A 24,519-nucleotide genomic window follows, 5' to 3' on the forward strand; every position below is an offset into this window, starting at 1 on the left:
TGCAAATACATGATAAACAAAGGTTTTATATGAGCACCTGTAACTTATTACTGGCTCTGAATACGCTTTTCGGGAGAGGGATGTATCAATAAAAGTTGCATCTTAAGTAATGAAGTAATTAACCTCAGCTGCGGATAAGAGTTTTGATAGCTCAGAATAGAGACATTGCAACCCCTTCAATATCCAATGACGATATTTCGCTCACTATCAAGGCATTTTCGTGAAGTAATAGCGAGCTATTACAAATGAAAATAACGAAGAGAGTGGGTGAAATAGCTTTATTGGGCAAATTCTCTTATGTGCAGCTGAGGTTAATTAATAAGATGAGTATTAGCTATGAGATGAACGAGAAGAAGGTTGTGGGAACAATTAGCAAACGCACACAAAAAAGCCGGTGAATTCACCGGCCTTTTTAGCAAACTAGGGTATTAAACCGCTTGCTGAATGATCACACCGTCAGCCTTTTTAGTGTACTGAGGCATTTTGTGGAAGTTCAAGTAACGGTATGTATCTGCCGCCGTTGCATTGATCTTCGCAGCATACTCTTGGTATTCAGCAGGAGTAGGTAGTTTACCTAAAATTGCCGCTACTGCCGCAAGCTCTGCTGACGCTAAGAATACGTTAGCGCCTGTACCTAGACGGTTAGGGAAGTTACGCGTAGAGGTAGAGACAACCGTTGCTTTGTCAGCAACACGTGCTTGGTTACCCATACATAGTGAACACCCTGGTGTTTCGATACGCGCACCAACACGACCAAAGATACCGTAGTAACCTTCGTCAGTTAGCTGATCTTTATCCATCTTAGTTGGTGGTGCAACCCAAAGTTGAGTTGGGATACGACCAGTGAAACCATCAAGTAGTTTACCTGCGGCACGGAAGTGACCAATGTTAGTCATACAAGAACCAATGAATACTTCATCGATTTTCTCGCCCGTAACGTCCGAAAGTAAACGTGCATCATCAGGATCGTTCGGTGCACACAAGATAGGCTCTTTGATTTCAGCAAGATCGATTTCTAGTACGTGCTTGTACTCAGCATCTTTATCCGCTTCCATCAATTCAGGGTTCGCTAACCACTCTTGCATTGCAGTAATACGACGTTCAATCGTACGTACATCACCGTAACCTTCAGAGATCATCCACTTGAGCATCACGATGTTTGACTCAAGATACTCAGAGATAGACTCTTTAGATAGCTTAACGGTACAACCTGCCGCTGAACGCTCTGCTGAAGCGTCTGATAATTCAAATGCTTGTTCAACTGTTAGGTGCTCAACACCTTCGATTTCTAGAACACGGCCAGAGAATTCGTTGATCTTGCCTTTTTTCTCAACCGTTAATAAGCCTTCTTTGATACCGTAGTAAGGGATAGCATGTACTAGGTCACGTAATGTGATACCCGGCTGCATTTCACCTTTAAAACGAACCAAAATTGATTCAGGCATATCCAGTGGCATTACACCTGTTGCTGCTGCGAATGCAACCGCACCAGAACCCGCTGGGAATGAAATACCTAGTGGGAAACGCGTATGAGAGTCACCACCAGTACCTACTGTATCTGGCAATAACATACGGTTTAACCAAGAGTGGATAACACCGTCACCTGGACGTAGTGATACACCGCCACGGTTCATGATGAAATCAGGTAATGTGTGGTGTGTGTTTACGTCGATTGGTTTTGGATATGCTGACGTGTGACAGAATGACTGCATCGTTAAATCAGCAGAGAAACCTAAACATGCTAAATCTTTTAACTCATCACGTGTCATAGGACCGGTGGTATCTTGTGAACCAACAGTCGTCATTTTCGGCTCACAGTATTGACCTGGGCGTACGCCTGGCATGTTACACGCTTTACCTACCATCTTCTGAGCAAGGGTAAAGCCTTTGCCTGAATCAGTAATAAGTGCAGGTTTACGGAAAATATCTTCAGCTTCCATACCTAAAGATGTACGTGCTTTATCAGTTAAACCACGACCGATGATCAATGGAATACGGCCACCTGCGCGTACTTCGTCTAGGATCACATCTGACTTAAGTGAGAACGTTGAAATCACTTCATCAGTACCGTGGCGTTTAACAACACCTTCGTACGGGTAAATGTCTATTTGATCGCCCATATTGAACTCATCAACATTTAGCTCAATAGGTAATGCACCTGAATCTTCCATAGTGTTGAAGAAAATAGGTGCAATTTTGCCACCTAGGCATATACCACCAACGCGCTTGTTTGGTACGAATGGGATATCATCTCCCATGAACCAAAGTACTGAGTTAGTTGCTGATTTACGAGAAGAACCAGTACCAACTACATCACCAACGTAAGCCAGTGGTAAGCCTTTACCTTTTAACTCTTCTAATTGTGAAATTGGACCAACTTCACCGTCTTTTTCAGGATTGATGCCATCACGCGCGTTTTTAAGCATTGCTAATGCGTGTAGTGGGATATCCGGACGAGACCATGCATCTGGTGCTGGTGAAAGGTCATCCGTATTCGTCTCACCTGTTACTTTAAATACAGTCACAGAGATTTTTTCAGCAACTGCAGGTTTGTTTAAGAACCACTCTGCATTTGCCCATGATTCAATAACCTGTTGCGCGAACTTGTTGCCAGCTTTTGCTTTTTCTTCTACATCGTAGAACGCATCAAACATCAATAATGTGTTTGAAAGACCTTTAACAACGATAGGTGCAAGTGCTTCGTCGTCAAGTAGCTCAACCATAGGTGCGATGTTATAACCACCTAGCATAGTACCTAGCAACTCAGCTGCATACTCTTTACTTACCAATGGTGATGTTGCCTCGCCTTTTGCAACAGCGGCTAAAAAGCCAGCTTTAATATAAGCGGCATCATCTACACCTGGTGGTACGCGATTTACTAAAAGGTCTAAGATAAATTCTTCTTCACCTGCTACAGGTGATTTTACTAATTCAATAAGATCTGCAGTTTGTTGTGCGTCTAACGGCTTAGGAACGATCCCTTGCTGTGCGCGCTCTTCTACATGTTTACGATATTCTTGAAGCACAATTTTGCCCTCTTGGTGACGTGAATCGGACTGCCATTATGTTAACTAAACAGCAAAACCCGATAAATTCCGGTGACTAATTATAAAGCCTTTGAGTATAGATGAAAATCTCGCAACTGAAACGACTCTAAATAGTCACTATAAATACTATGAATGGCTAACTACAAACAAGTATATTTTCATGAATATTTAGTAAGTAGTAATCATTCGCAATAAAAAATTCTAAAAAGGTTTCCTTTTGATTACTCAATATTTATTTTTTCATTTTTTTCTAGGTTAGGGTTATTTAGGTACAAAGGCACTGTATCTATCAACACAAAAGGAAGTCGTTATGAAACTAAAAAAGAAACAACTTAAATCACTAACACAACAACAGTCAGCTTTGGTGAAAGGCGCTTGCAATTCTAACGTACCGCCGCCTAATGCGCGATATCAAGCACAGCAAATTATCACAGAGCCACCGCTTCAATCGCGTTAACGATTTAATTGATTTATACAAAAGACAGTAAAGCATTCCCTTGTGCTGTCTTTTTGTTGTCAGAAAATTCACTGCCTCAGTGCTGGGCTTAGCTAAATTTGGCCTGCTCAATAAGCAATTCGGCAACGCGCTGCTTAACCGCGCGCTTATCATCGGCAGGCACTTCAAACCTCGCCGCTAACAGTTCAATCTCTTCGTTGCTTAAATTAAAGGATAAGCGTTGGCGAGTCTTTTTTGATTTTACTTCGAGACCGAGAATTTTTCGGATCATATCCGATGGCGTAAGCTCTTGATCAATCGCTTGCTTTTTAATTGATTTTTGCACTTCGCTACTGAGATCAAACGCCATTTGCGTTGCCCTGACGGCTTGCTCCTGACGCTGCCACTTGGCTTTCGCATCACTCACTCAATCGCTCCCAGGGAATAGCTCAACAATATCTGATACCGGCCTTGTAAGAGTCAACGACACATCCGTTTCGCCCCCTTCCCAAATTTCAATATTGAGCGCGTGTTTTCCATCATCAGATGCCAAGCTGATCACCTCACAAGGTTCGCCACCTTGTTGTTCAAATTGGGGAAGTGACTGACCACGGTAGTCTCTTTCATGGAAGTAACTCACATACGGTGCTTCCGTTTGCTTGTAACTGGTCGCTAAAAACTGACTAAACTGCTCAGGGGTATTGGCAACGGTAATTTCGGTTAAAGACTCTTCGTCAAAAATTCTCGCAAATTCGTCTAATGTAAAGATAGCCTCGACATCATTACGCTGTATTTTTATGGATAAATTAGCCCATTGCTCGCCATCTTCTTGTTCAATCTGTAAAAAAACAATTTGACCAGAGTTACTTTCAAGTACCATTTCATACTCAGCATTGTGCTCATACTGGTACGTATTGACCGAAACAACTCTCAATGTTTGTCCTTTTAACCATTGAGGGTAAGCAAACGAATCTATCAAAGTCAGCATATCGCCCACTTTTAATTGACTTGGTTCACTTAGCTGCCTTGTAGGCTTAGACTTTTTTTTGAAAAAATTAAACATATTGTCACCTATAAAAAAGCAAAAGAGGTAATCTAGTTACCTATTTGACGTGGCTTAAATTAACCGCCTTTTTTTGCTTTAATGCGGGCTAATATATCTGCACTGTTGGAACTCGTCGCACCAATGCCTGCATCAGCCAGTTTTGCTTTTAGGTCGTCACCGTTGGTTTCAGCTTCTAGCGATTTCGCAGCACCAAGTTGATCTTGACGGTCTTGCTGACGCTGTCTGATCCTCTCTAAAGACGCTTTTGCAGAGGTCATTGAAGAGCTATTGGTGTTTAAAGTGCTATTCACCGCCATGGTTGCTTGTTGAACACTTTCTGTGGTTTTTACCATGCTTAACTGACGCTGGTTTTCTTTAATCGACTTTTCGGCATCTTTAATTTGCTGCTTCAGAACCACAATGTGTTGGCTAAAACCGTTTAGCACTTCTTCATGCTCCGCTTTTTCTGTTTCGAAATCACCAATTTTTTCAGCGATTTCCAGCGCCAATGCTTCATTACCTTTTTCAAGCGCCTGACCAGCATAGTTTTCATGCTCTGCTATAGAGTCATTCAATGCGCTGATCTTACGGGTTGTCTGCATTTCCTTCGCCATAACTTCAGTGAGACTGCGCTTTGCTTTTTGTAAGGCATTTTTGGCATCAGCGATTTCTTGTTCAAAAATACGGATCCCATTAGCATCTACGATGGCTTCACCAACCTCACGTGCACCACCTCGAACTGCTGTAAATAATTTTTTCAAAATACTCATAATCTTAACTCCTAAAAATACCTATTTAGTCATTTAAATAAGGCGTAACAGCATCCAGTGCTTCAATCGCATTATCAGCAAGGGTGACTAACTCATGGGTAATATCATCAAATGAAGAGTTAACAGATAACGCACCAAATATGGCATAACGGTTATCTATTTTCGCAAATGCACTCAGTGGAATTGGCAAATTTAAGCGCAATAATGTCTCGTTTAACTCATTTTTAAGATCATCTTTCACTTCTTCGTCTGCGAATAAGTAACTAATACATAATAATTGCTCTTCTGTTTTGGTAACAAAAATAGGCAACTCATCATTACCATCTACAATTACTTGCAATACGTCTTGCTCACCAGGGTTCGCTATCATAAAAGATTCAAAGCCTACCCCTTCTGTTTCAAAAGAGGCTAGTTTTATTGAAAGTTCATCTAATTCCATTTTATCACCTTATTAAGTTGACATATTATGTCTTAGTTAAGATTTGCACGGTTGACATAATATGTCAACCATAAACTAATTTTTATACAATTCACTTTCTAATTGCCACGCTTGTCGATAGTAATCATACAGCCTGCCCGAACCTAACTGGTTCGCTTCAATTGTGTTCTCTAGCTCAAAAAAACGGTTTGGAAAAATAAAGGCGGCCAGTAAATAATCTCGACTAGCCCAGCGAGATGATACTGGCAGTTGTGCTACTCTGGCGATCCGAGTGCTCGCAGCGCCCCCTGCTTTAGTGGCAATCGTCCACCCCCACTGCCCAAATGACGGAACATTTTGCTGATACTGCTCAACAAAACTAAAACCAGCCGCTTTTACCGTTTTCGCGATACTGATAAAGGCTCTTTTAGCGTGATAAGGCGAGGTAGATTGCACCACCATTGCTCCATCTGCCGCGAGTAATTGCCGTAAATGATTATAAAAATAATCACTGTACAACTTGTTAAGATCAGGGTGATTGGGGTCTGGTAAGTCAACAATGATGGTATCAAACAGCTCACCTTGTGCCAGTAAGCGCTCCACCTCTAAAAATGCATCTGCTACCGTTATCTTTGCTCTTGGGTCTAACATGGCATAATTGTTGAGTTTACTGAGTCGCTGCACAATATCGTCAGCCGGTTCATAACGTGAGTCTGGATGACCAAACAAACTCAATAATTGCGCGTCTAAATCGACCAATGTAGCCTTTTTTACAGGCCATTTTAAAACATCTCGCAGTGCCAACCCATCTCCACCGCCAATAATCAGCACGTTGTCATGCCGGTTTGAAGCAAGCATCGCGGGATAGACGAGCATGGTATGATAAATTTGCTCATCAACGCTTGAAAACTGCAGGCGACCATTTAGATATAAGTCGGTAATAGGCTCGCTTTGGTTGCGACTTAAACGCTCTGTCAACACGACATGCTGATACTTAGTCGCTTGTGAATAAATAACTTTATCTTTATAAAGCACATTACTGAGCTCTTTCATCCAATTGCTGCCAAAGTGCAAAATAAAGGCAAACAACACTAGCAATAACGCATGACAAAACACCAGCAAACGAGCAAAACGCACATGCTGGTGATATCGCCAAAGAAACACTAACCCTGCAATAATATTAAACAAAGCCGTCCATGCAGCGGCCTGCATAATCGGCATGGCCAACATAATGCTCACCCAAATTGCGGCACCAATACCCGCGCCAATATAATCAGCGCCATAAATGGTTCCAGCATTATTTTCCAAAAATCGACCATAAACCTGCTGACGAATACGCGCGATCAGAGGAATTTCCATCCCAATGAGCATTCCCAGCAGTAACCCAAATACATAAGGCAAAAAGCGCGACACCGCTTGTAGTTGTTCAAATACGTAGCCATTTAATATGACATCTGGAGGTAAGTTGAAGATTTCGGAAAACATATGCGGCAAAGAATAGCTCACCGCTATCACACTGGCGATTGCTAAAATACAACCCATGCCAAGCAACGCGATAATACTTTCTAACCAGGCAAAAGCAGTGAACGCGTCTTTAAACCAACGCGCCATAAATGCACCAATTCCCATCGCGACAATCATAGTGCCAATCATGGCATAAATCGCACTTTCTACGGAGCCCAGTACCCGGCCAGCATAATGAGAAAGTAAGTACTCATAAATAAGGCCACACCCAGCAAGTACAGCCATCACAGAAATAAGTAAAATATCATGCCCAAGCAAGCCACGCCGGCTTGGGCTAAGAATAGGCTCAGACAAGATTACGCACCTAGCAATGATGCCATTGTTACGCCAATTGCAAACGAAACCGCTGCGGAAATGGTCGCAACACCAACATTTTTCTGTCGATTCACTTCATCAGAAATATCACATCCGGATAAAATGATCTTAATGGTGACTAAATGCAACAAAATGAATGCCAAACTACTAACGGCCGCACAAACAGCCCAATACCCCAAACTTGCAACTAAGTTATCTGGCGCGTAAGGGGCTAATCCCGACGCAGCAGTGATAGCCAGTGCACTACCTATCAAAAAGCCAGCATACCGAATACCAACAGCCAAATTATCTTCCAATATGGCTTGCGCTAAACAGTCTCCGCTGCGATTCGTGCGTTTAAACAATTGCACTCGATACTGGCTCACCGCCAATAACACAATGTTAGCAATAATAAATGATGCTACCACCACTGGCAGACCATGCCAGCCCTCTGTTGCCACCCAAAATAGCGCCGAGCGGATCACGATGGCGACGCTGACTACATGACCAAAATCAATCAACGACGCGGTTGTATTACCTTTTACAATTTCATTATGTAAACTCACTTTTCTCAATGCGACTTTATCTTGAAAAAAGTGACCTAGTTTAATCAACACAATAGCCAATAACCCATAACCGCCCATTTGCAATGCTTCTTGCTGCAATGTGGGTGCGAACGCCCCGCTGCTGATCCCTGTTAACACTATTGCTAAAGCGACCAACCCACCGGCAAAACTTATTCCAAACGCAAAGTTGTCACGCTCTGTGATCTCATCATTGGCGTGCAAATTAGATACCCAGCCTTTAATAAATTTGAGGCTAACAAATAACGCGATAATAATCGCAAAGTCTATGGCCAACGCTTGTAAAGACCACATGGTTATTCCATTAAATTCATACATTTTCAAAACTCCAATCGCTGTTCTTTACACAACACATTATTTACCTCGACTCACACCACGAGAGGTCCGACTGCTGCTATTGCGCACCGTTCCTGCATTACGCTTACTATATGAGCTACTTGTTGCATAACTACTACGGGTGCTCGTTGGGGTGTAACTACTACGACTTAAACCTGATGCGCCACTGCGCCGCTTTGCATATGGGCTGGTAAATTGCTTTCCTTGACGCGCATAAGACTGACGCGTGCGCGTTTCTAACGCAGTTTGCGCTTTGATTTGTTTTGGACTGGAATACCGATAACGGCCATAGTCATTGTAATAGCTGTATTTACGGCGCTTGCTCCAACGGCCATATTCTACAGCATCGAAAACATCACCGAGAATTCGATACATGCCGTACCATTGCCAAAAACTGATGCCATCGTTGTTAGTCTGCCATTGGCCATAATTTGGGTTACCGACGAGTTGATTGCCTTCCCCCGCCCCCTGCGCAGCTTGGCTGATCGCTCCAACTCTGGCCAACTCACCATTAGACATATCAGCAAGCATATTAATTGGATCGGTTAAAGCATCACCAAACAAACTGGGCTTCATTGCTTCGCGCAATACCTCTAAGCGTTGCAAAGTTTGCACGTCAGGGGGTGAAGTAGGTAGACTTTTTATTTCCTCAAGGCGTTTGGCGAGTCCCTGAAAAAGAGGTCCATTGGTGGTCGCATCTTGCGCAATAACGTTGCTTATCTGAGCAAGCTCAGGTCGTTGCTCCTTTAAAACTTTACTGTACTCTTTTAGCAAATAAGCGTTACGGATCTGACCTTGTGAGAGTTCACGCTCAAGCTGGCTGAGTTCTTGTTCTGCATTTTGTATGGCTTGTGCAATAGATTGCTGCAGTTGCTCTTCTTTTGAAGAGCAACCACTTACTAAGCAAACTATGCAAAACAAGCAGATTAATTCCCATACTTTTATTTTCGACATTCATGTCACCGTTTGATTAAAAAAATCATGTTAAATGAATTCCCTATGTTAGTGTCACATAGGTTCTTAGTGATGCCAAGCGAGGAATTGCAATAAAATAAGTCACCTAAGCTGTGGATAAGCGTTTTGATAGTTCACAATAGAGACGTTGTAACCTCTTCAACATCCAATGATGATATTTTGCTCAATATCAAGGCCTTTTCGCAAAGTAATAGCGCGCTATTACAAGTAAAAATAACGCAGAGAGTGAGCGGAATAGCTTTATTGGGCAAATTCACTTATGTGCAGCTGAGGTTACGCACATAAAGAAGAAACTAATGATTTATAAAGCCGGGGGTTGCCACTAGTTAGCAACGACTATGTTGCCTCCAACCTATGCACAGATGTAAAAAAAGCGACCTTGCGGTCGCCTTCGCTATGCTGCTGTTATTGAAACACGATGTTTTCACTGCCAGGCAAAGATTGAAACTCTTTGACTAGGCGTTCACAGTCATCGAGAATTTCTTGCTCTAACCGTTGCTCCGCACGCCACCGTTCGTTGTCCATTTTGAATATTTCTTTTTTAGAGTATTTTTTACGGGCATCATGCGTGGGCATGTCTTTTACAACTTCGTACATCTGATGAACACCAGGATAAACACTGTGTAATTCGATTTCTTCAGAAAAACTATATTGGGAGATCAACACCCACACTCTGAGGCACCCTTCGGAATACTCACATTGCTTTTCTTTCATCGCTCTAGCGAGCAAGTTGATGCTATCGGCCAGCTTAGCATTACGCTGCTGGCGGGCTTTTATTTGCTTTTCATTATGCTCAGCCTGGCGCTTCGCTAGCATTTGCTTTTGTGCTTTTACTTGCCACAGTAATTTGCCCGCATAAAACGATAGTCCAGCAATGATCAGTGCACCTAAAGTGACCGCTATCACCAACCACATAGACATTATTTCTCCTCATCCTCGTCATCCGCTAACCATTCATCAGCAAGGTCATTACTCATAAAAGTCGCAAGTGGATCATCATCGATGATATCTTGCTCCTCAAACTCGTCATCCTCCAAGCCCAGTTGCTCACATAACTCTTGGTGACGCGCCACACAACGATTAAAGTATTTTGCATCTTTACCGGTCAACAACTCACCTCGTTCATGACGCTCGAGCAAAGCCATCAAACGTTCATCGTTTTCAAGTTGCTCTAATTCTTGTTCAGGCGTTAGTGTCTCTTTGACCTTTTTCAACTCTACTTGCGGTTGCAAATGGCGCTGTAATACCGGCTGATGTGACTCTTGCGTTTGCTCTGTAGCAAGCAGTGCGACAGGTTTTTTACTACCGACACGACTATCTTTAACAACGTTAGCACCGCTCTTTTCTTGATTTACTTTCGCTTCTTGCGCATTGCGAGAACCAGGCTTTGCACCTTTCTTCTTTTTGGTGCGCTGCTCTTTCATTGCTCTTAATTCTTGCAACTTGTCTTTGCTGAGTCTGGGTGTACCATTACTAGCAACTTTACGGGTTTTCTTCTTTCTGGTCATAATGCTTCTTCACTCGGTGCTGCTTGCACCTCAGGTTTTGTTAAGACAATGACATCGTTGCCGATAAACTCGACCTCGCTATCATAAATTTGTGCCACATAATCGAATGTCTTACGACTAAAAAAAGCGATATGCGTTAAATCATTTTTATAGTGCCAAGTGCGAAATCGCTCTCTATCAATTACCAACTTCGTCATTAACACCAATGGTGCACCGGGTTTCAATAAACTAAACAGCTGTGTTAATACTTTTTCAGGCTCTGCAATATGCTCTATCACTTCTGTGCAAGTAATAAAATCATACTGTCCTGTCAGCACCTCTGGTTTATTAGCATAGTATAGGTCATAGAGTGCCACTTCATGCCCAGCTTCTTTGAGCATCTTTGCCAGTAAGGGACCGGGACCACAGCCAAAATCAAGGCCACTGCTAGGTGCCTCTAAACGAGCCAATAATGGTTCACTCACGCGAGATAAAAAGCGCCTATAGCCTAAGTCAGCCAAATCATTTTCGTGACTATCATAGATTTCTTTCTCTTGTTGCGCTGTTAGATGCTCGCTGGCATCTACAAACACCAAGCCACACTGATGACACTGCCAATAGTGCCTATATTTGTCTTGATGATAGTGAAATACCTTTACACTAGCGCATAAACCACAAGATGGGCTCGATTGCACGGCAAACTCACAGGACGTTATTATTGGAGGGGTATTGTAGCAGGTCTATGGATAGGCATAAATAAAAAGACGGTAGAGATTGCTCCCTACCGTCTACTAATCTGAGCGTCTCAAACTGGACACTTCTCCCTTCGACTTTTAAGTCTTTATTATTTTTATTATGCTGTGTTCCATTTTGTTTTTATTTTTACTTCCATGCGCCTTTCCATATTGTTTTTATTTTTAAACTTCCATGGGGCTTTTATTATTCTCGGTCAATCCTGACACTTTATTGTTATTTCCATGATAAAAGTACCAAATTTAGTACTAAACTTGTCACCTACGCTTCCATCGCGAAATTTCCATGTTGTTTTGTTGTCTTGGCGACACCGAATAATCTACGCCTTAATGAAATAGTTACAACTGGTTAATAGTAAATTTCCTAAAGTTTCTCATAAGAAAATATTGTAATACCACTCATTACAAATACTTACAATTCAAAAAAAATCAAAATTAGGAAAATTCTCACATTTTTATATGGCAAATGTCTCACAAAGGAAAAAGGTAATATCGCAATTAAAAAGCAGGATCAAAAAAGGCAGCGTCAGCTGCCTTTTTGCTCTATCTGAACAGTTTACAATCAAATAATAAACTGACAATCAGACTTTAGTGGAGTCCACCTAAATACTTAGAGAGTACCTCGATGTCTTTATCTGTCAGCTTTTTCGCAATATCTTGCATCATGCCGTTCAGATCATTCGCACGCGTACCGTCGCGGAACTTTTCGAGCTGAGCCTTAATATACTCTGGGTGTTGGAACGAAATTTTAGGGAATTTAGATAACGAAGTGCCATTACCTCGAGGACCATGACACGCAGCACATGATGGAATACCACGCTCAGCGTCACCAGCTTTGAAAAGCTTTTGTCCAACTTCTACCACATCTTCTGGTGTCGTACCTTCACTCATATTTAGTGATGCAAAATATGCTGATAAGTCTTTCATATCTTGATCAGACAAAGGCATAGCCATTCCGCTCATTACTGGATCCATACGACCTTCACTACCGCCAGAAGTCATACCAAGCTTAAATTCTTTCAATTGCTTGTAAAGGTACTCAGCATGTTGACCTGCAATTTTTGGATACATAGTCACAGGTGCATTGCCATCCGGGCCGTGACATGCTGCACATGTTGCAGACTTTGCTTTACCCGCTTCTGCGTCGCCATCAAATGCTGTTGCGTTGCTTGCTGACAACGTACCAAGCAACATTGTTAAAGTTAATGCTATTTTTTTCATGGTAAATTCTCTGTTTCGACCCTGTAATATTTTCGTCCCAAGACACGATGATACACAATTTCAGCGTAGCTTGATTAGACAATCTATCTATTTACGTTGCAATTTTTACATTCTACACGATATTAAATTTTCTGGCACGTTTTCTGCCCACATTAAGCTTATAAATTATGGGGTTTTGACATAGATTAAGTTGTAGCAATGCTAAAAATCAACTTTTTGAGCACGGCGATTCAATAATGCCTGCTTTTGCAATGTAGTTAAGTGTTATAAACTACGCTTGTTTTAGCCATTTGTCTTATTGTTAGGAGAGCCAGTGCTCAAATCTCGAATTAAATACCACACTGCAAGTTTTATCACCAGTGCCCCCGATATTTCTAAGTTACCCGCCGACGAGGGTATCGAAGTTGCATTTGCTGGTCGCTCTAATGCGGGTAAATCGAGCGCTTTGAATGCCCTAACAGATCAAAAACTGGCACGCACCAGTAAAACCCCTGGTCGAACCCAATTAATTAATACATTTGAACTTGATGCGCAAAGAAGGCTTATTGACCTACCCGGATATGGCTTTGCAAAAGTGCCTATCGAAATGAAAAAGAAATGGCAGCGTTCATTAGGTGAATACCTACAAAAGCGAAAGAGCTTAAAGGGGCTAGTTGTATTAATGGACATTCGTCACCCTCTGAAGGATCTAGATATGGACCTGATCAATTGGGCTGTCGATAGTGAGATCCCCATACTCGCATTGCTCACCAAAGCCGATAAATTGAAGCAAGGCAAACGCAAGGCTGAAGTACTGCAAGTGAGAAAAGCGTTAGCTGATTTAGATGCCGATATCACGGTACATGCTTTTTCTTCTTTAAAAGGCATAGGTTTGAATGAGCTTGCTTGGAAACTGGATGACTGGTATCTCGGTCCATTTATCAAGCCTGAAGCAAACCAAGATGAAGATGAAACACACAGCGAGTAACGTGCTTTAAACTTCGCCTAGATAAAAGTTGATCCCTGCTGAGCGAATATAAACGCCCTGTTTATCTTGCTCAGCAAGCTCCTCTATCCACTGATAATAGACATTTCGAGCAACTCGGGCTTGTAAACCATTTCCGACATTAACATATGGCAGTAGCTGCCCCTGAAAACATTTCAATTGCACTGAAAACCGCTCACAGATGGGCCATTTGCGTCCTAAGTTATCCTCTACAACAATAACCGTACTTTTATCTAGCGAATGGTGGTACCAGCTACAAATCATAAACGCAACATCAGCCACTTGCACTTCACATCGCTCAACAGGAGTTGTTAACCAATGACGTTGCTGTTCACAACTTAATACACTGGCAAAAAGCCGAAGTAGCCCCAGCCGTTTTATTTCTCCGCCTTGATGAAACCAACGTCCCTGCTCATCAATGTGCATATCGAGCATACCGCACTCTTGCCCCGACCATTGTTCCGTCGGAGCATGTGGTGTCACTAATTCCGCGATTAGATCAGTCAGGCTGCTCATTGAAAACCAAACTAAAAGTCACTGGCACAGCTGTGGCAATACTATCTAGACCCGCAACTTTACGAAGCGCTTCAATACCAGCTCCCAAGTTATAGTCACTTGCATTAATTAATACAGCTCTCAAAGAAGTGACATGAAGCTGATCCATTTGTTTATTCACCACCAAGTCTAGCTTCAATGCTTTGTGCTGGCCATGTAATGACAGCTCTACTGGTATCGATTTCAAGACTTGCACACCCGTATTCAGCGCTTTGAGATATGAAGAAAGATCAGCGGTCACTTGCGCTTGTGGGAATTGAGCAACATTAAATAGCAAAGACTGCATACGCTGGTTTCGGATCGGGATTAAGGTTTCGATACTACTTAGCTCGATGCTGAAGGTAAGTTTTCCCTCATCAGACAAGTGACCCGAGAGCTGTTTAAAATGATGGTTTTCAGCAATGCTATTTTTCTTTATCGAGGTGATACTTAATTCACTTTGAGCATTATCTAATTGCCAAGCCGCAAATGCGGAAGAAGAAAGCAAACTTGCACAGAGTAACAAAGGCTTAAGCATAAAGAGATCCTTTTAAAAACTGAGAGTACTAATACTAACATGCAATTTAAGTGGATACTAAAAGAGAAGAAAAACACGGCTCACTAAGTTATGTGAGCCGTTATAGCAATCTGGGGAGAAGCTATCAATACGCTGTATCCTCTTGCGAGAGATACATCATCAACAGGATGTCCTACAGGATGAGGACGCGCGCACTGTAACAAAACCCAAACTAGAAATAAATGCCCGAACGCAAAAACTGGGCCAATTTGATGTTTTTTAAACATTCCATTGTTCCTATTTACGCTTTCTTTACGCAAAGACCAATAAAAAAGGGCGCTACACGCCCTTTTATAAAAATATTAATTTTTCATCAATGGGCCTGTTCCCAGTTTTCGCCATAGTCTGCTTCAACCAATAAAGGCACATCCAACGTTGCTGCTTGGCTCATCAGTTCACAAATTATTTCACTGAATTGCGCCACTTTGTCCGCAGCCACTTCAAATACCAATTCATCGTGCACCTGCATCAATAACTTAATATCGTCACTAGATTGGGTATGTAACCAGTCACTTACCTTAAGCATTGCTTTTTTGATGATATCAGCAGCAGTTCCTTGCATCGGCGCATTGATAGCCGCACGTTCGGCCGCTTTGCGACGTGCACCATTACGCGCTTTAATATCTGGTAAATGTAGTCGACGTCCAAATAACGTTTCCACATAACCTTTCTCACCGGCCTCTTCACGAGTACGCTCCATATATTCCAATACACCGGGGAAGCGCTCGAAGTACTTATCCATATAATGTTGCGCCTCATGACGCGGAATATCAAGCTGTCTAGACAAGCCAAATGCGCTCATGCCGTAAATAAGACCAAAGTTTACTGCTTTCGCTTTACGACGCATATCAGAGGTAACATCATCAAGCGGCACAGAGAATACCTCTGATGCTGTTGCACTGTGCACATCTTTGCCTTGTGCAAACGCACTAAGTAGCCCTTGATCTTGAGACAGATGCGCCATAATACGCAGCTCAATTTGGCTATAATCGGCAGCCAGAATTTGCTTACCTTCATCCGCTATAAACGCTTGACGGATACGACGACCAGCTTCATTACGGATCGGAATGTTTTGCAAATTAGGATCACTTGAGCTAAGTCGCCCAGTGGCCGTCACAGCTTGATGATATGAAGTATGAACACGTCCGGTTACAGGGTTAACCAATTTTGGTAACTTGTCTGTATAGGTTGACTTGAGCTTTGCTAACCCTCGATGCTCTATAATGAGCTTAGGTAAAGGGTAATCATGTGCCAATTCTTGCAGTACTTCTTCAGCCGTAGAAGGCGCTCCCTTGGGCGTTTTCTTGATAACAGGTAAGCCCTGCTTTTCAAACAATATTACCTGTAACTGTTTTGGTGAGCTCAAATTGAACTCTTCTCCCGCCAGCTCAAATGCTTCTTTTTCTATCTCTGCTAAACGTTTAGTTAATTCAACGCTCTGTTTGGCAAGCATGTCAGAATCGATTTTAACACCGGTGCGCTCTATCTCTGAAAGAACAGCGAGTAGGGGTAATTCAATATCATTGAAAACCGTTAATAACTCTTCATGCTGTTGTAAAAGCGGCCATAAATGTTGATGCAAACGCAAAGTAATATCTGCATCTTCAGCTGCATAAGGTGCTGCTTTTTCTAACTCAATTTGGTTAAATGTCAGTTGGCTTTTACCTTTACCTGCAATATCTTCAAAGCTGATATTTTTGTGCCCTAAAAATTTAAGTGCCAAAGAGTCCATATCATGACGCGTGCCTACACTGTTAAATACATAAGACTCGAGCATAGTATCAAACGCAATGCCATTTAATTCCAAACCTGCACGCGCTAAGACACTTTTGTCATATTTAAGGTTCTGACCCACCTTTTTCACCGCAGGGTCGGCCAATACGGCCCCTATTTTTTCAAATACTAGCGCTTTTGAAAGTTGCTCAGGAGCACCCACATAATCGTGGGCAATAGGAAGATAAGCCGCTTCTCCTGGCTCGACGGCAAAGCTCATACCGACCAAATCAGCTTGCATATAATCAAGACTCGTGGTTTCAGTATCAAATGCCATCAAATTTGACGAACGTAACTTTGCGATCCAGTTATCAAGTTGCGCTTCGGTTAAAATCGTTTCATAGTGCGCCTCCACCTGATTAATCGCTGGTGCACTACTTTGACTCTCTATATCTGTAATATCAGCTGTTGCTTTAGCTGTTGCACCATCGAGCAATTCACTTAGCCAACGCTTAAATTCACATTCTGCGTAAAGCTCAATTAGCTTGTCTTTGTTCACTTCACCAATGGCGAACTGTTCTAAATCTTGTTCAACATCAACATCTAATTTGATAGTGGCTAGCTCATAAGACAACACAAGTTGCTCTTTGTGTTCTTCGAGTTTTTTAGCCATTGTTTTAGAGCCTCTAAAACCCAAACCTGCAATATCATCAAGACGTTCATAGAGTGAGTCTATTGAGCCAATTCCCTGCAGCATAGCCAGTGCGGTTTTTTCACCTACACCTGGTACGCCGGGAATATTATCCACCTTGTCGCCCATCAAAGCTAAGTAGTCAATAATAAGCTCTGGACCAATACCAAACTTTTCAACCACGCCATTGGGGTCAAGCACTGTATTCGTCATAGTATTGATCAACGTGACATGTTCATTCACCAACTGCGCCATATCTTTATCACCGGTACTGATTAAAACATGACGCTTTTGCTCTGATGCAATACGCGCAAATGTACCAATAACATCGTCAGCTTCTACCCCGCTGATACTAACAAGTGGTAGGCCCATCGCTTCAATAATGTCGTGGATCGGTTTGATCTGAGTGCGCAGATCGTCTGGCATCGGTGGTCGATGTGCTTTGTACTCACTGTACATTTCGTTTCGAAAAGTTGGCCCTTTCGCGTCAAACACCACTACCATGTGACTAGGCTGATACTGCTTTAACAAACTTTTTAGCATGTTTACCACGCCATAAATGGCCCCCGTGGCTTCACCTTTTGAATTGGTAAGGTGGGGTGGCGCATGATAGGCACGAAAAAGATAAGAAGAACCATCAACCAAGATCAAGGGATTTTCAGGGATCGAAGACATAATAAAGGGGATCCTAAATGAGCTTTAAAAAAACAGCATAAGCATGCCATAAGGGCACAGATAAAACGAGGGATAAAAATAACTCACACAAAACTTGTTATATCTAATAAACTGTGGATAACTTTGTAGATAAACACGAAAAATTGCAGCGGGTATTTTCAAAAACACTCACTGTAAAAGTTAAAGTACTGATAGTATTGAAGAAAAAACAGTCTTTTATTATTGTTATTTGGGCGCAAAATGTGGAAAAACATTCTGACGCTCACAAAGATTAGAACACTTTGTACAAAAATCAAGCGCTCAATTTTGAGCGGACGGGTATACTAACACATTTGATCAAAGATCAAATAAGATCCTTTATAATATTTTTCTTCTGGCTTAATGACGATTAAGCATAAGCCAATTAATACCGATACTAGAGGGAGTAAAAATGAAAAAAATTGCAATAATTTTGAGTGGTTGTGGAGTCTTTGATGGAGCAGAGATCCATGAGTCAGTTTTAACACTGTTACATTTGGAGCAACTCGGAGCGAGTTATCAGTGTTTTGCACCCGATATCCCACAGCATCATGTTGTCAACCACTTAACAGGCGAAGAACAAGCTCAACAACGTAACGTTTTAGAAGAATCAGCCCGCATTGCCAGAGGCAACATTAAAGCATTATCACAACTTAATGCTGATGACTTTGACGCTTTGGTGTTACCTGGGGGATTTGGTGTAGCTAAAAACCTCAGCAGTTTCGCATTTGAAGGCGCTGACTCTCATATTCATGAACCACTCAAACAGTGCTGCCAACTGTTTGCACAACAGCAAAAACCAATCGCTTACTTGTGTATCGCACCTGCCCTAATCGGTCATATTCACCCAGCAGGTACGCTTGCGACAATTGGTAACGATGAACAAACAGCCGCAGCCGTTAACCAACTAGGCGCGAAACATGTTGTTTGTACTGTTGAAGACATTGTCGTCGACGCTGAGCAAAAAGTCATCAGCACACCTGCATATATGCTCGCCCAATCGGTCAGTGATGCCTCTAAAGGTATTCAAAAAGCAATGCAGGCGTTGCTTGAAATGGCGTAATGACACCATGTCCAATTTTAAATTTGCGCCATCGCAATAAATTGGCCATTTTTAAGCGAATATGTGCAAGATTAGTTTTATAAATTAATTGGTGGCGTTATAATCGCTAGAAATTCCGTCATCTTATCGTGATTGATCACGCCCAAATGAAGTGAGCTAGACACATGAAAAAACTTTCGGCAGCACTTTTATTGCTATCAACGGCCGCTGTTGCGCAGCCTTATGACAACGCTTTAACTGAAGAAGCAATCCAAAAACGCATCGCTCCTGTTGGTGACGTTTACTTAGCTGGCGCAGCAAGCGCAGCCGAAGCGGCTCCAACAGGACCACGCTCTGGTGAACAAGTATATCAAGCCTCATGTTTTGCATGTCACGGCACAGGAGCGCTAGGCGCACCAAAAACAACCGAAGATTGGGCTGCTCGTTTAAGCAAAGGCAATGATGTGCTACTCGACCACGCTATTAATGGTTTCAATGCAATGCCGCCACGTGGTACATGTATGGATTGTTCTGATGACGAAATTGCGGCCGCAATTGATTTTATGACATCTCAATAACGCTAATTAATCCGAAGGGAACAATTTATTCCCTTCGGATTATTCTAGTGTATTAAAAAAGCTCAACTACCACCTGCCAGATTGCACTTGACCCCTAACAATAAAAATGAAAATATACGAATAATAATTGAGCAAATAATAATAACTATGGGTTAAATCATTGGAAGATCCCGCGTCTTTGCTTCGTAAGCTTGAGCGTAATAACAAAAGACTCAAGTTTCTACTAAAAAAGCACAAGCAGAACAATAACCTACAACACGCCCTGATCTTGCTGTCAGAGCGAGCAAGCACCGTTGCTGAGCTGACTTTGCTCTACCCTGCCATTCATGACATCTTGGTACAATATCTTCCTAGCCGCAGTTTTTATGTTGTTTTACAAAATCAATATACCCAAGCATTAGAACTATCCTATTTTGTTGACGAAAAAGATGGTATCGCTGTCCCACTAAACGAGAAAAGCCACTTTTCTGAGGGGGTGACGGGCTATGTATTTAGAACAGGTAAAACTGTTTACCTAACCAAAGAAACGATGCTTGAACAGACCCAGAAAGGCTTTTTTAAAGCACTTGGTAGCCAAGCTGAACATTGGGTGGGCGTACCCATTTATCGTGATAATCACATCATTGGTGTGATGGTGTCACAAAGCTATCAAGCTCAGCAAGGTTATAGCGAGCAACAGATCGAGCTGCTTGAAGTTATGTCACTTTATTTAGCGACGGCAATTGAACGAGTGAAAAAGCGTGAATTGCTAGAGTCTGAAGTTAAAATTCGTACACGTGCATTAATGCAAAGTAATGAAGCGCTCAATAAAGAAATCGAACATCGTAAAAAGGCCCTAGAACGCCAACAAATCTTGTTCAAAATATCCGAACTGGCGACTCAGTTTAATGACATTGACGATGTGTACAAACAAGTACACTACATTATTCGCTCTATTACGTTTGCCGAGAACTTGTATATTGCATTGTATGACAAACATGCTGGCTGGTTAAGCTTTCCTTACAGTGTGGATGAAGTAACGCAGTACAAACCTCGTCCGTTTGCCAAAGGGTACAGTGAATTGGTAATACGCACGGAACAAAGCCAGTTAATCGATACTAATCGTGCCAAGACACTGATCAGCGATGGTACTGTTGAGCGAGCAAAAGACTATAATAAAATTCAATTAGCAACCAGCTGGATGGGCGCCCCCCTGAAAACCGCTAATGGAGTCATTGGACTTATAGCATGCCAAGCATACAACCATAAATATGAATTTGATTATGATGATGTTGAGTTAATTTCCTTTGTATCTAATCAAATTGCTTCGGTATTACAAACCCACTTGGCTAATCAGGCGTTAAAAACCAGCCACCAAGAGCTTGAGCATCGCGTTGCAGAAAAAACCAAGGCACTGCAACAAACCAACTTGCATCTACAAATGCAAATTGAAGAACGTAAAAAAATAGAGCAGCAGCTGTACCATGATGCCCATCATGATCCGTTAACCAGTTTACCTAATAGAAGCTTATTCCTCACACAATTAGAAAAAACACTGCATAAATACCAGCGCCACCCTGATCACCATTTTGCGGTCTTATTTATTGATCTAGACAAGTTTAAAATGATCAATGATGAATTAGGGCATCAGGCTGGCGATCAGTTTTTAATTTGGGTCAGTAAAGCCTTCTCTGATTGTATTAGAGATCATGACCTATTAGCACGTTTAGCCGGCGATGAATTTGTTATTTTACTTGATCACTTGAGTGATAAGCAGCAAGCTGAAGATGTAGCCAAGCGCATTATTAGTATCATGCAACAACCATTTTGTATGAAAGGGATCTGCGTTCAAAGTGGCGCAAGTATTGGCATTACATACAGTAATAAACGCTACAATAATATCGATGAAATTATTCGTGATGCCGATGCTGCTATGTATTATGCAAAAAATGCAGGTCGAGGCCGTTATGAGTTTTATCACCCTTTGTTAACGGCAGGAAATAACAATAACAAACATATCGAGCATCATCATTTAGGGGCCCTCCCAACACACTTCAGACGTACTGAAGTGATTTCAATGACTGATAAAGCAGATAATATAAGCCTGTTGAATGCTTTTGGTGAGCATCCAGTGCTGGGCAGTACGAGCTTCGACATATTGAAAAAATTTGCCGCAGAAAGCGCAGAACAATTAGAGATTGAGTTACAACTTATTCAGCAGGTTATTCAAATTGGTAACACCCAGTCGCAAAATTTATTGTTTTCCTGTTCGGTGAGTGTGTTGGACCATCAAGCCTTTTCACCTCTATGCAAATTGTTAAAAACGGCAACACAACAACTGTGCTTACTATTTGATGAAGCTGAATTACGCCATGCATCCAGCCAACAACTAGAGAATTTAAAAAGTCTCAGTGATATGGGTAGCTCCATAGGGCTTAATGATTTTGCTAAAGATCGCTGTGACTTAGCGATGCTGACCCAGTTTGACTTTAGCTATGTGCTATTAAGCTCAACATTCAGTAAACGCGTACTTCAACAACACAGTTATGATTTACAGCTGCAAGGCATCTTGGCCGTCACAAAATTAAAACACACTCAAGTCATTGCCAAAGGTCCTGCTATTTTAAACTTTCGCGGATTACTTGAGAGCCATGGCATTAGGTTATTTTTTGGCAAACAGCACACGATTGGCCATGAGCCTGAGCTGTCTTGCAAAAAGCTTCAGGGTATCAACCAAGAAACGCTATCGTTTTAACATAGCCCTTAAATTAGCCACCCTCGCTTGGCCTTTCTCCATTCGTTCAGATTGCGAAGCGATGGTTTTTTTCTGCCCTTCATAGCTCAAGTCATCTTGTGGAAGCTCTTGTACAAAACGACTGATTTCAGGGGTTGCAACTTCACCAAATTGTCGACGGTTTTTTGCATGAGTCAACGTCAATGTTTGTTGCGCGCGAGTGATACCAACGTAAGCAAGACGGCGCTCCTCTTCAACGTTATCCTCATCTATGCTGGTTTGATGCGGCAAAAACCCTTCTTCCATTCCCACCATAAATACATGCGGATATTCCAGGCCTTTGGACGCATGCAAAGTGAGTAACTGCACCGCATCCGAATCATCTTCCTCTTCATTACGCTCTAGCATGTCTCTAAGCGTTAATTTACTGACAACCTCAGGCAATGTCATAGCTGGATTATCAGCATCCCCCGTAAGCATATCTGTGATCCAACGATACAGCTCCGAGACATTTTTCATACGCATTTCTGCAGCTTTAGCGCTTGGCGACGACTCATATAAATAGGCTTCATAATGCGTCTGACGAACCATGTCTTTCACCGCCTCTAATGTGTCACCGCGAGCCGCTCTATCAGACAATTCGACTACCCAACGAGCAAAGCCCATTAACGCATTCAAACCTCGACCAGCTAAACGTTCAGCCAATTGCGAGTCAAAGCACGCTTCAAACAAGCTGATGTGTTTTTCATTTGCCAAGCTGCCCAATTTCTCCAAGGTCACGGGACCTATTTCTCGCCTTGGCGTGTTCACGATCCGCAAAAATGCGTTGTCATCATCTTGGTTAACCAATAACCGCAGGTAAGCCATAATATCTTTAATTTCACTGCGCGAGAAAAACGACATACCACCACTGATCTTATACGGAATACGGTTGCTCATTAGAGATTTTTCAAACACTCTAGCTTGGTGGTTACCTCGATATAAAATCGCATAATCTTTATAGCTCGTACGCTTCATGAATTTATGGGAGATGATCTCGGCCACCACCCGCTCAGCTTCGTGCTCTTCATCACGTGTTGCGATCACACGAATTGGCTCACCATTTTCAAGCTCACTAAATAATTGTTTATCAAATTCATGCGGATTATTCGCGATAAGAATATTCGCTGCTTTTAAAATACGTTTAAAACTACGATAGTTTTGTTCTAATTTGATCAACCGTAATCCGGGAAAGTCTTTAGACAGTAACACCAAGTTTTGGGGTTTTGCACCACGCCATGAATAAATAGATTGGTCATCGTCACCGACTACAGTAAAGCGTGCTCGCTCACCAACTAATAGTTTAACCAGTTGATACTGACTCGTATTCGTGTCTTGATATTCATCCACCAGCAAGTAACGAAAGCGCGCTTGCCAGCGCTCCCTGACATCTGCACTTTGCGACAATAATAATGTGGGTACCATGATCAAATCATCAAAATCGAAGGCATTGTAAGCCCTCAATTGAGTTTGATAACGGGCATATAATTGTGCAAATAAGGCTTTTTGTGGCTCTCTGGCTTGAGCAATCGCTTGCTGCGGTAAAATAAGTTCATTTTTCCAATTGCCAATTTGCATCTTAAGCAAGTTGAGTAAGTCTTTATCTTTTTCTAGCTCTTTTTCCGTCAGTTCACTGAGCAATTGGTTGGTATCTTGGTCGTCCAATAAAGAGAAATTCGCTTTATATCCAAGTGTTTTAAGCTCTTTCTTTATAATTTCTAAGCCCAAAGTATGAAATGTCGAAACCCACAACCCCTTAGATTCTCGCTTACCTAATGTCTGCGCTACGCGCTCGCGCATTTCTTTAGCTGCTTTATTAGTAAAAGTTACCGCCGCGATATTTTTTGCTTGGTACTCACATTGCTGCACTAGGTAGGCAATTTTATTTGTAATTACACGTGTTTTGCCCGACCCAGCACCTGCTAGGACTAAACAGGGGCCACTGATATACTTAACGGCTTCATCTTGTTTGGGGTTGAGTTTCATTATTGCGCCAGTTGAACTACCAAACCACTATTTTAACGCAAAGCACAATGCGCGCCTAGGCGCTAAGCAAAGCATTTGC

21 protein-coding genes are annotated in these 24,519 nt (G+C 42.1%); 5 read left to right on the forward strand and 16 right to left on the reverse strand.

Annotated elements, in window-relative coordinates:
• Positions 1 to 428: 428 nt before the first annotated feature.
• Entirely contained in the window at positions 429 to 3,026 is a 2,598-nt protein-coding gene (acnB, locus tag GDK41_RS15715) for a bifunctional aconitate hydratase 2/2-methylisocitrate dehydratase (RefSeq protein ID WP_152087283.1), read from the reverse strand.
• A 331-nt stretch (positions 3,027 to 3,357) separates the two neighbouring features.
• Between acnB and GDK41_RS20260 the strand changes: the two genes are divergently transcribed.
• The gene (locus tag GDK41_RS20260) at positions 3,358 to 3,504 is read left to right on the forward strand and encodes a hypothetical protein (protein WP_172971631.1); all 147 of its coding nucleotides are present in this window, start codon (positions 3,358 to 3,360) and stop codon (positions 3,502 to 3,504) included.
• Between the two features lie 88 nt (positions 3,505 to 3,592).
• On the opposite strand, the gene GDK41_RS15720 is transcribed toward GDK41_RS20260, so the two are convergent.
• The 11 genes from GDK41_RS15720 to GDK41_RS15770 form a co-directional block, all read right to left on the reverse strand.
• Entirely contained in the window at positions 3,593 to 3,910 is a 318-nt protein-coding gene (locus GDK41_RS15720; RefSeq protein WP_152087284.1) for a hypothetical protein, read from the reverse strand.
• A complete protein-coding gene (locus GDK41_RS15725) occupies positions 3,911 to 4,546 on the reverse strand; it encodes a DUF4178 domain-containing protein (protein ID WP_152087285.1) in 636 nt (211 codons plus the stop codon).
• 59 nt (positions 4,547 to 4,605) lie between these two features.
• Positions 4,606 to 5,298, reverse strand: a complete 693-nt coding sequence (locus GDK41_RS15730) for a PspA/IM30 family protein (protein WP_152087286.1) — start codon at positions 5,296 to 5,298, stop codon at positions 4,606 to 4,608.
• 25 nt (positions 5,299 to 5,323) lie between these two features.
• Positions 5,324 to 5,737, reverse strand: coding sequence for a YjfI family protein (locus GDK41_RS15735; RefSeq protein WP_152087287.1), 414 nt, complete (start codon positions 5,735 to 5,737; stop codon positions 5,324 to 5,326).
• A 75-nt stretch (positions 5,738 to 5,812) separates the two neighbouring features.
• A complete protein-coding gene (locus GDK41_RS15740) occupies positions 5,813 to 7,465 on the reverse strand; it encodes a polyamine aminopropyltransferase (RefSeq protein ID WP_152087611.1) in 1,653 nt (550 codons plus the stop codon).
• Between the two features lie 71 nt (positions 7,466 to 7,536).
• The gene (locus tag GDK41_RS15745) at positions 7,537 to 8,436 is read right to left on the reverse strand and encodes a DUF350 domain-containing protein (RefSeq protein ID WP_152087288.1); all 900 of its coding nucleotides are present in this window, start codon (positions 8,434 to 8,436) and stop codon (positions 7,537 to 7,539) included.
• A 36-nt stretch (positions 8,437 to 8,472) separates the two neighbouring features.
• Positions 8,473 to 9,408 (reverse strand): CHAD domain-containing protein, encoded by a 936-nt coding sequence (locus GDK41_RS15750; protein ID WP_152087289.1) that lies wholly within the window; start codon positions 9,406 to 9,408, stop codon positions 8,473 to 8,475.
• A 426-nt stretch (positions 9,409 to 9,834) separates the two neighbouring features.
• The gene (locus GDK41_RS15755) at positions 9,835 to 10,350 is read right to left on the reverse strand and encodes a DUF2489 domain-containing protein (RefSeq protein WP_152087290.1); all 516 of its coding nucleotides are present in this window, start codon (positions 10,348 to 10,350) and stop codon (positions 9,835 to 9,837) included.
• Entirely contained in the window at positions 10,350 to 10,937 is a 588-nt protein-coding gene (yihI, locus tag GDK41_RS15760) for a Der GTPase-activating protein YihI (protein ID WP_152087291.1), read from the reverse strand. The genes GDK41_RS15755 and yihI overlap by 1 nt, the downstream gene beginning before the upstream one ends.
• Positions 10,934 to 11,611, reverse strand: coding sequence for a class I SAM-dependent methyltransferase (locus tag GDK41_RS15765; protein WP_152087292.1), 678 nt, complete (start codon positions 11,609 to 11,611; stop codon positions 10,934 to 10,936). The genes yihI and GDK41_RS15765 overlap by 4 nt, the downstream gene beginning before the upstream one ends.
• A 645-nt stretch (positions 11,612 to 12,256) precedes the next feature.
• The gene (locus GDK41_RS15770) at positions 12,257 to 12,889 is read right to left on the reverse strand and encodes a c-type cytochrome (RefSeq protein ID WP_152087293.1); all 633 of its coding nucleotides are present in this window, start codon (positions 12,887 to 12,889) and stop codon (positions 12,257 to 12,259) included.
• 313 nt (positions 12,890 to 13,202) lie between these two features.
• On the opposite strand from GDK41_RS15770, the gene yihA reads away from it, so the two are divergent.
• Positions 13,203 to 13,856, forward strand: a complete 654-nt coding sequence (gene yihA, locus GDK41_RS15775) for a ribosome biogenesis GTP-binding protein YihA/YsxC (protein WP_152087294.1) — start codon at positions 13,203 to 13,205, stop codon at positions 13,854 to 13,856.
• A 6-nt stretch (positions 13,857 to 13,862) separates the two neighbouring features.
• On the opposite strand, the gene GDK41_RS15780 is transcribed toward yihA, so the two are convergent.
• The 3 genes from GDK41_RS15780 to polA all read right to left on the reverse strand — a co-directional run bounded on the left by GDK41_RS15780 (position 13,863) and on the right by polA (position 18,064).
• Complete coding sequence (locus GDK41_RS15780) at positions 13,863 to 14,390, reverse strand: DUF1285 domain-containing protein (protein ID WP_152087295.1); 528 nt, start codon at positions 14,388 to 14,390, stop codon at positions 13,863 to 13,865.
• A complete protein-coding gene (locus GDK41_RS15785) occupies positions 14,374 to 14,946 on the reverse strand; it encodes a YceI family protein (RefSeq protein ID WP_152087296.1) in 573 nt (190 codons plus the stop codon). The genes GDK41_RS15780 and GDK41_RS15785 overlap by 17 nt, the downstream gene beginning before the upstream one ends.
• 352 nt (positions 14,947 to 15,298) lie before the next feature.
• Entirely contained in the window at positions 15,299 to 18,064 is a 2,766-nt protein-coding gene (polA, locus tag GDK41_RS15790) for a DNA polymerase I (protein ID WP_152087297.1), read from the reverse strand.
• A 430-nt stretch (positions 18,065 to 18,494) separates the two neighbouring features.
• Between polA and elbB the strand changes: the two genes are divergently transcribed.
• From elbB to GDK41_RS15805, 3 genes are all read left to right on the forward strand, one after another.
• Positions 18,495 to 19,145 carry an isoprenoid biosynthesis glyoxalase ElbB gene (elbB, locus tag GDK41_RS15795; RefSeq protein WP_152087298.1) on the forward strand — a complete coding sequence of 217 codons (651 nt, stop codon included), beginning with the start codon at positions 18,495 to 18,497 and terminating at the stop codon, positions 19,143 to 19,145.
• A 164-nt stretch (positions 19,146 to 19,309) separates the two neighbouring features.
• Complete coding sequence (locus tag GDK41_RS15800; RefSeq protein WP_152087299.1) at positions 19,310 to 19,702, forward strand: c-type cytochrome; 393 nt, start codon at positions 19,310 to 19,312, stop codon at positions 19,700 to 19,702.
• A 160-nt stretch (positions 19,703 to 19,862) separates the two neighbouring features.
• The gene (locus GDK41_RS15805) at positions 19,863 to 22,436 is read left to right on the forward strand and encodes a bifunctional diguanylate cyclase/phosphodiesterase (RefSeq protein ID WP_152087300.1); all 2,574 of its coding nucleotides are present in this window, start codon (positions 19,863 to 19,865) and stop codon (positions 22,434 to 22,436) included.
• Here GDK41_RS15805 and rep read toward each other — a convergent pair.
• Positions 22,425 to 24,440, reverse strand: coding sequence for a DNA helicase Rep (gene rep, locus GDK41_RS15810; protein ID WP_152087301.1), 2,016 nt, complete (start codon positions 24,438 to 24,440; stop codon positions 22,425 to 22,427). The genes GDK41_RS15805 and rep overlap by 12 nt on opposite strands.
• Between the last annotated feature and the right edge of the window lie 79 nt (positions 24,441 to 24,519).

The organism is Pseudoalteromonas sp. A25 (assembly GCF_009176705.1).
Taxonomy (GTDB): Bacteria; Pseudomonadota; Gammaproteobacteria; order Enterobacterales; family Alteromonadaceae; genus Pseudoalteromonas.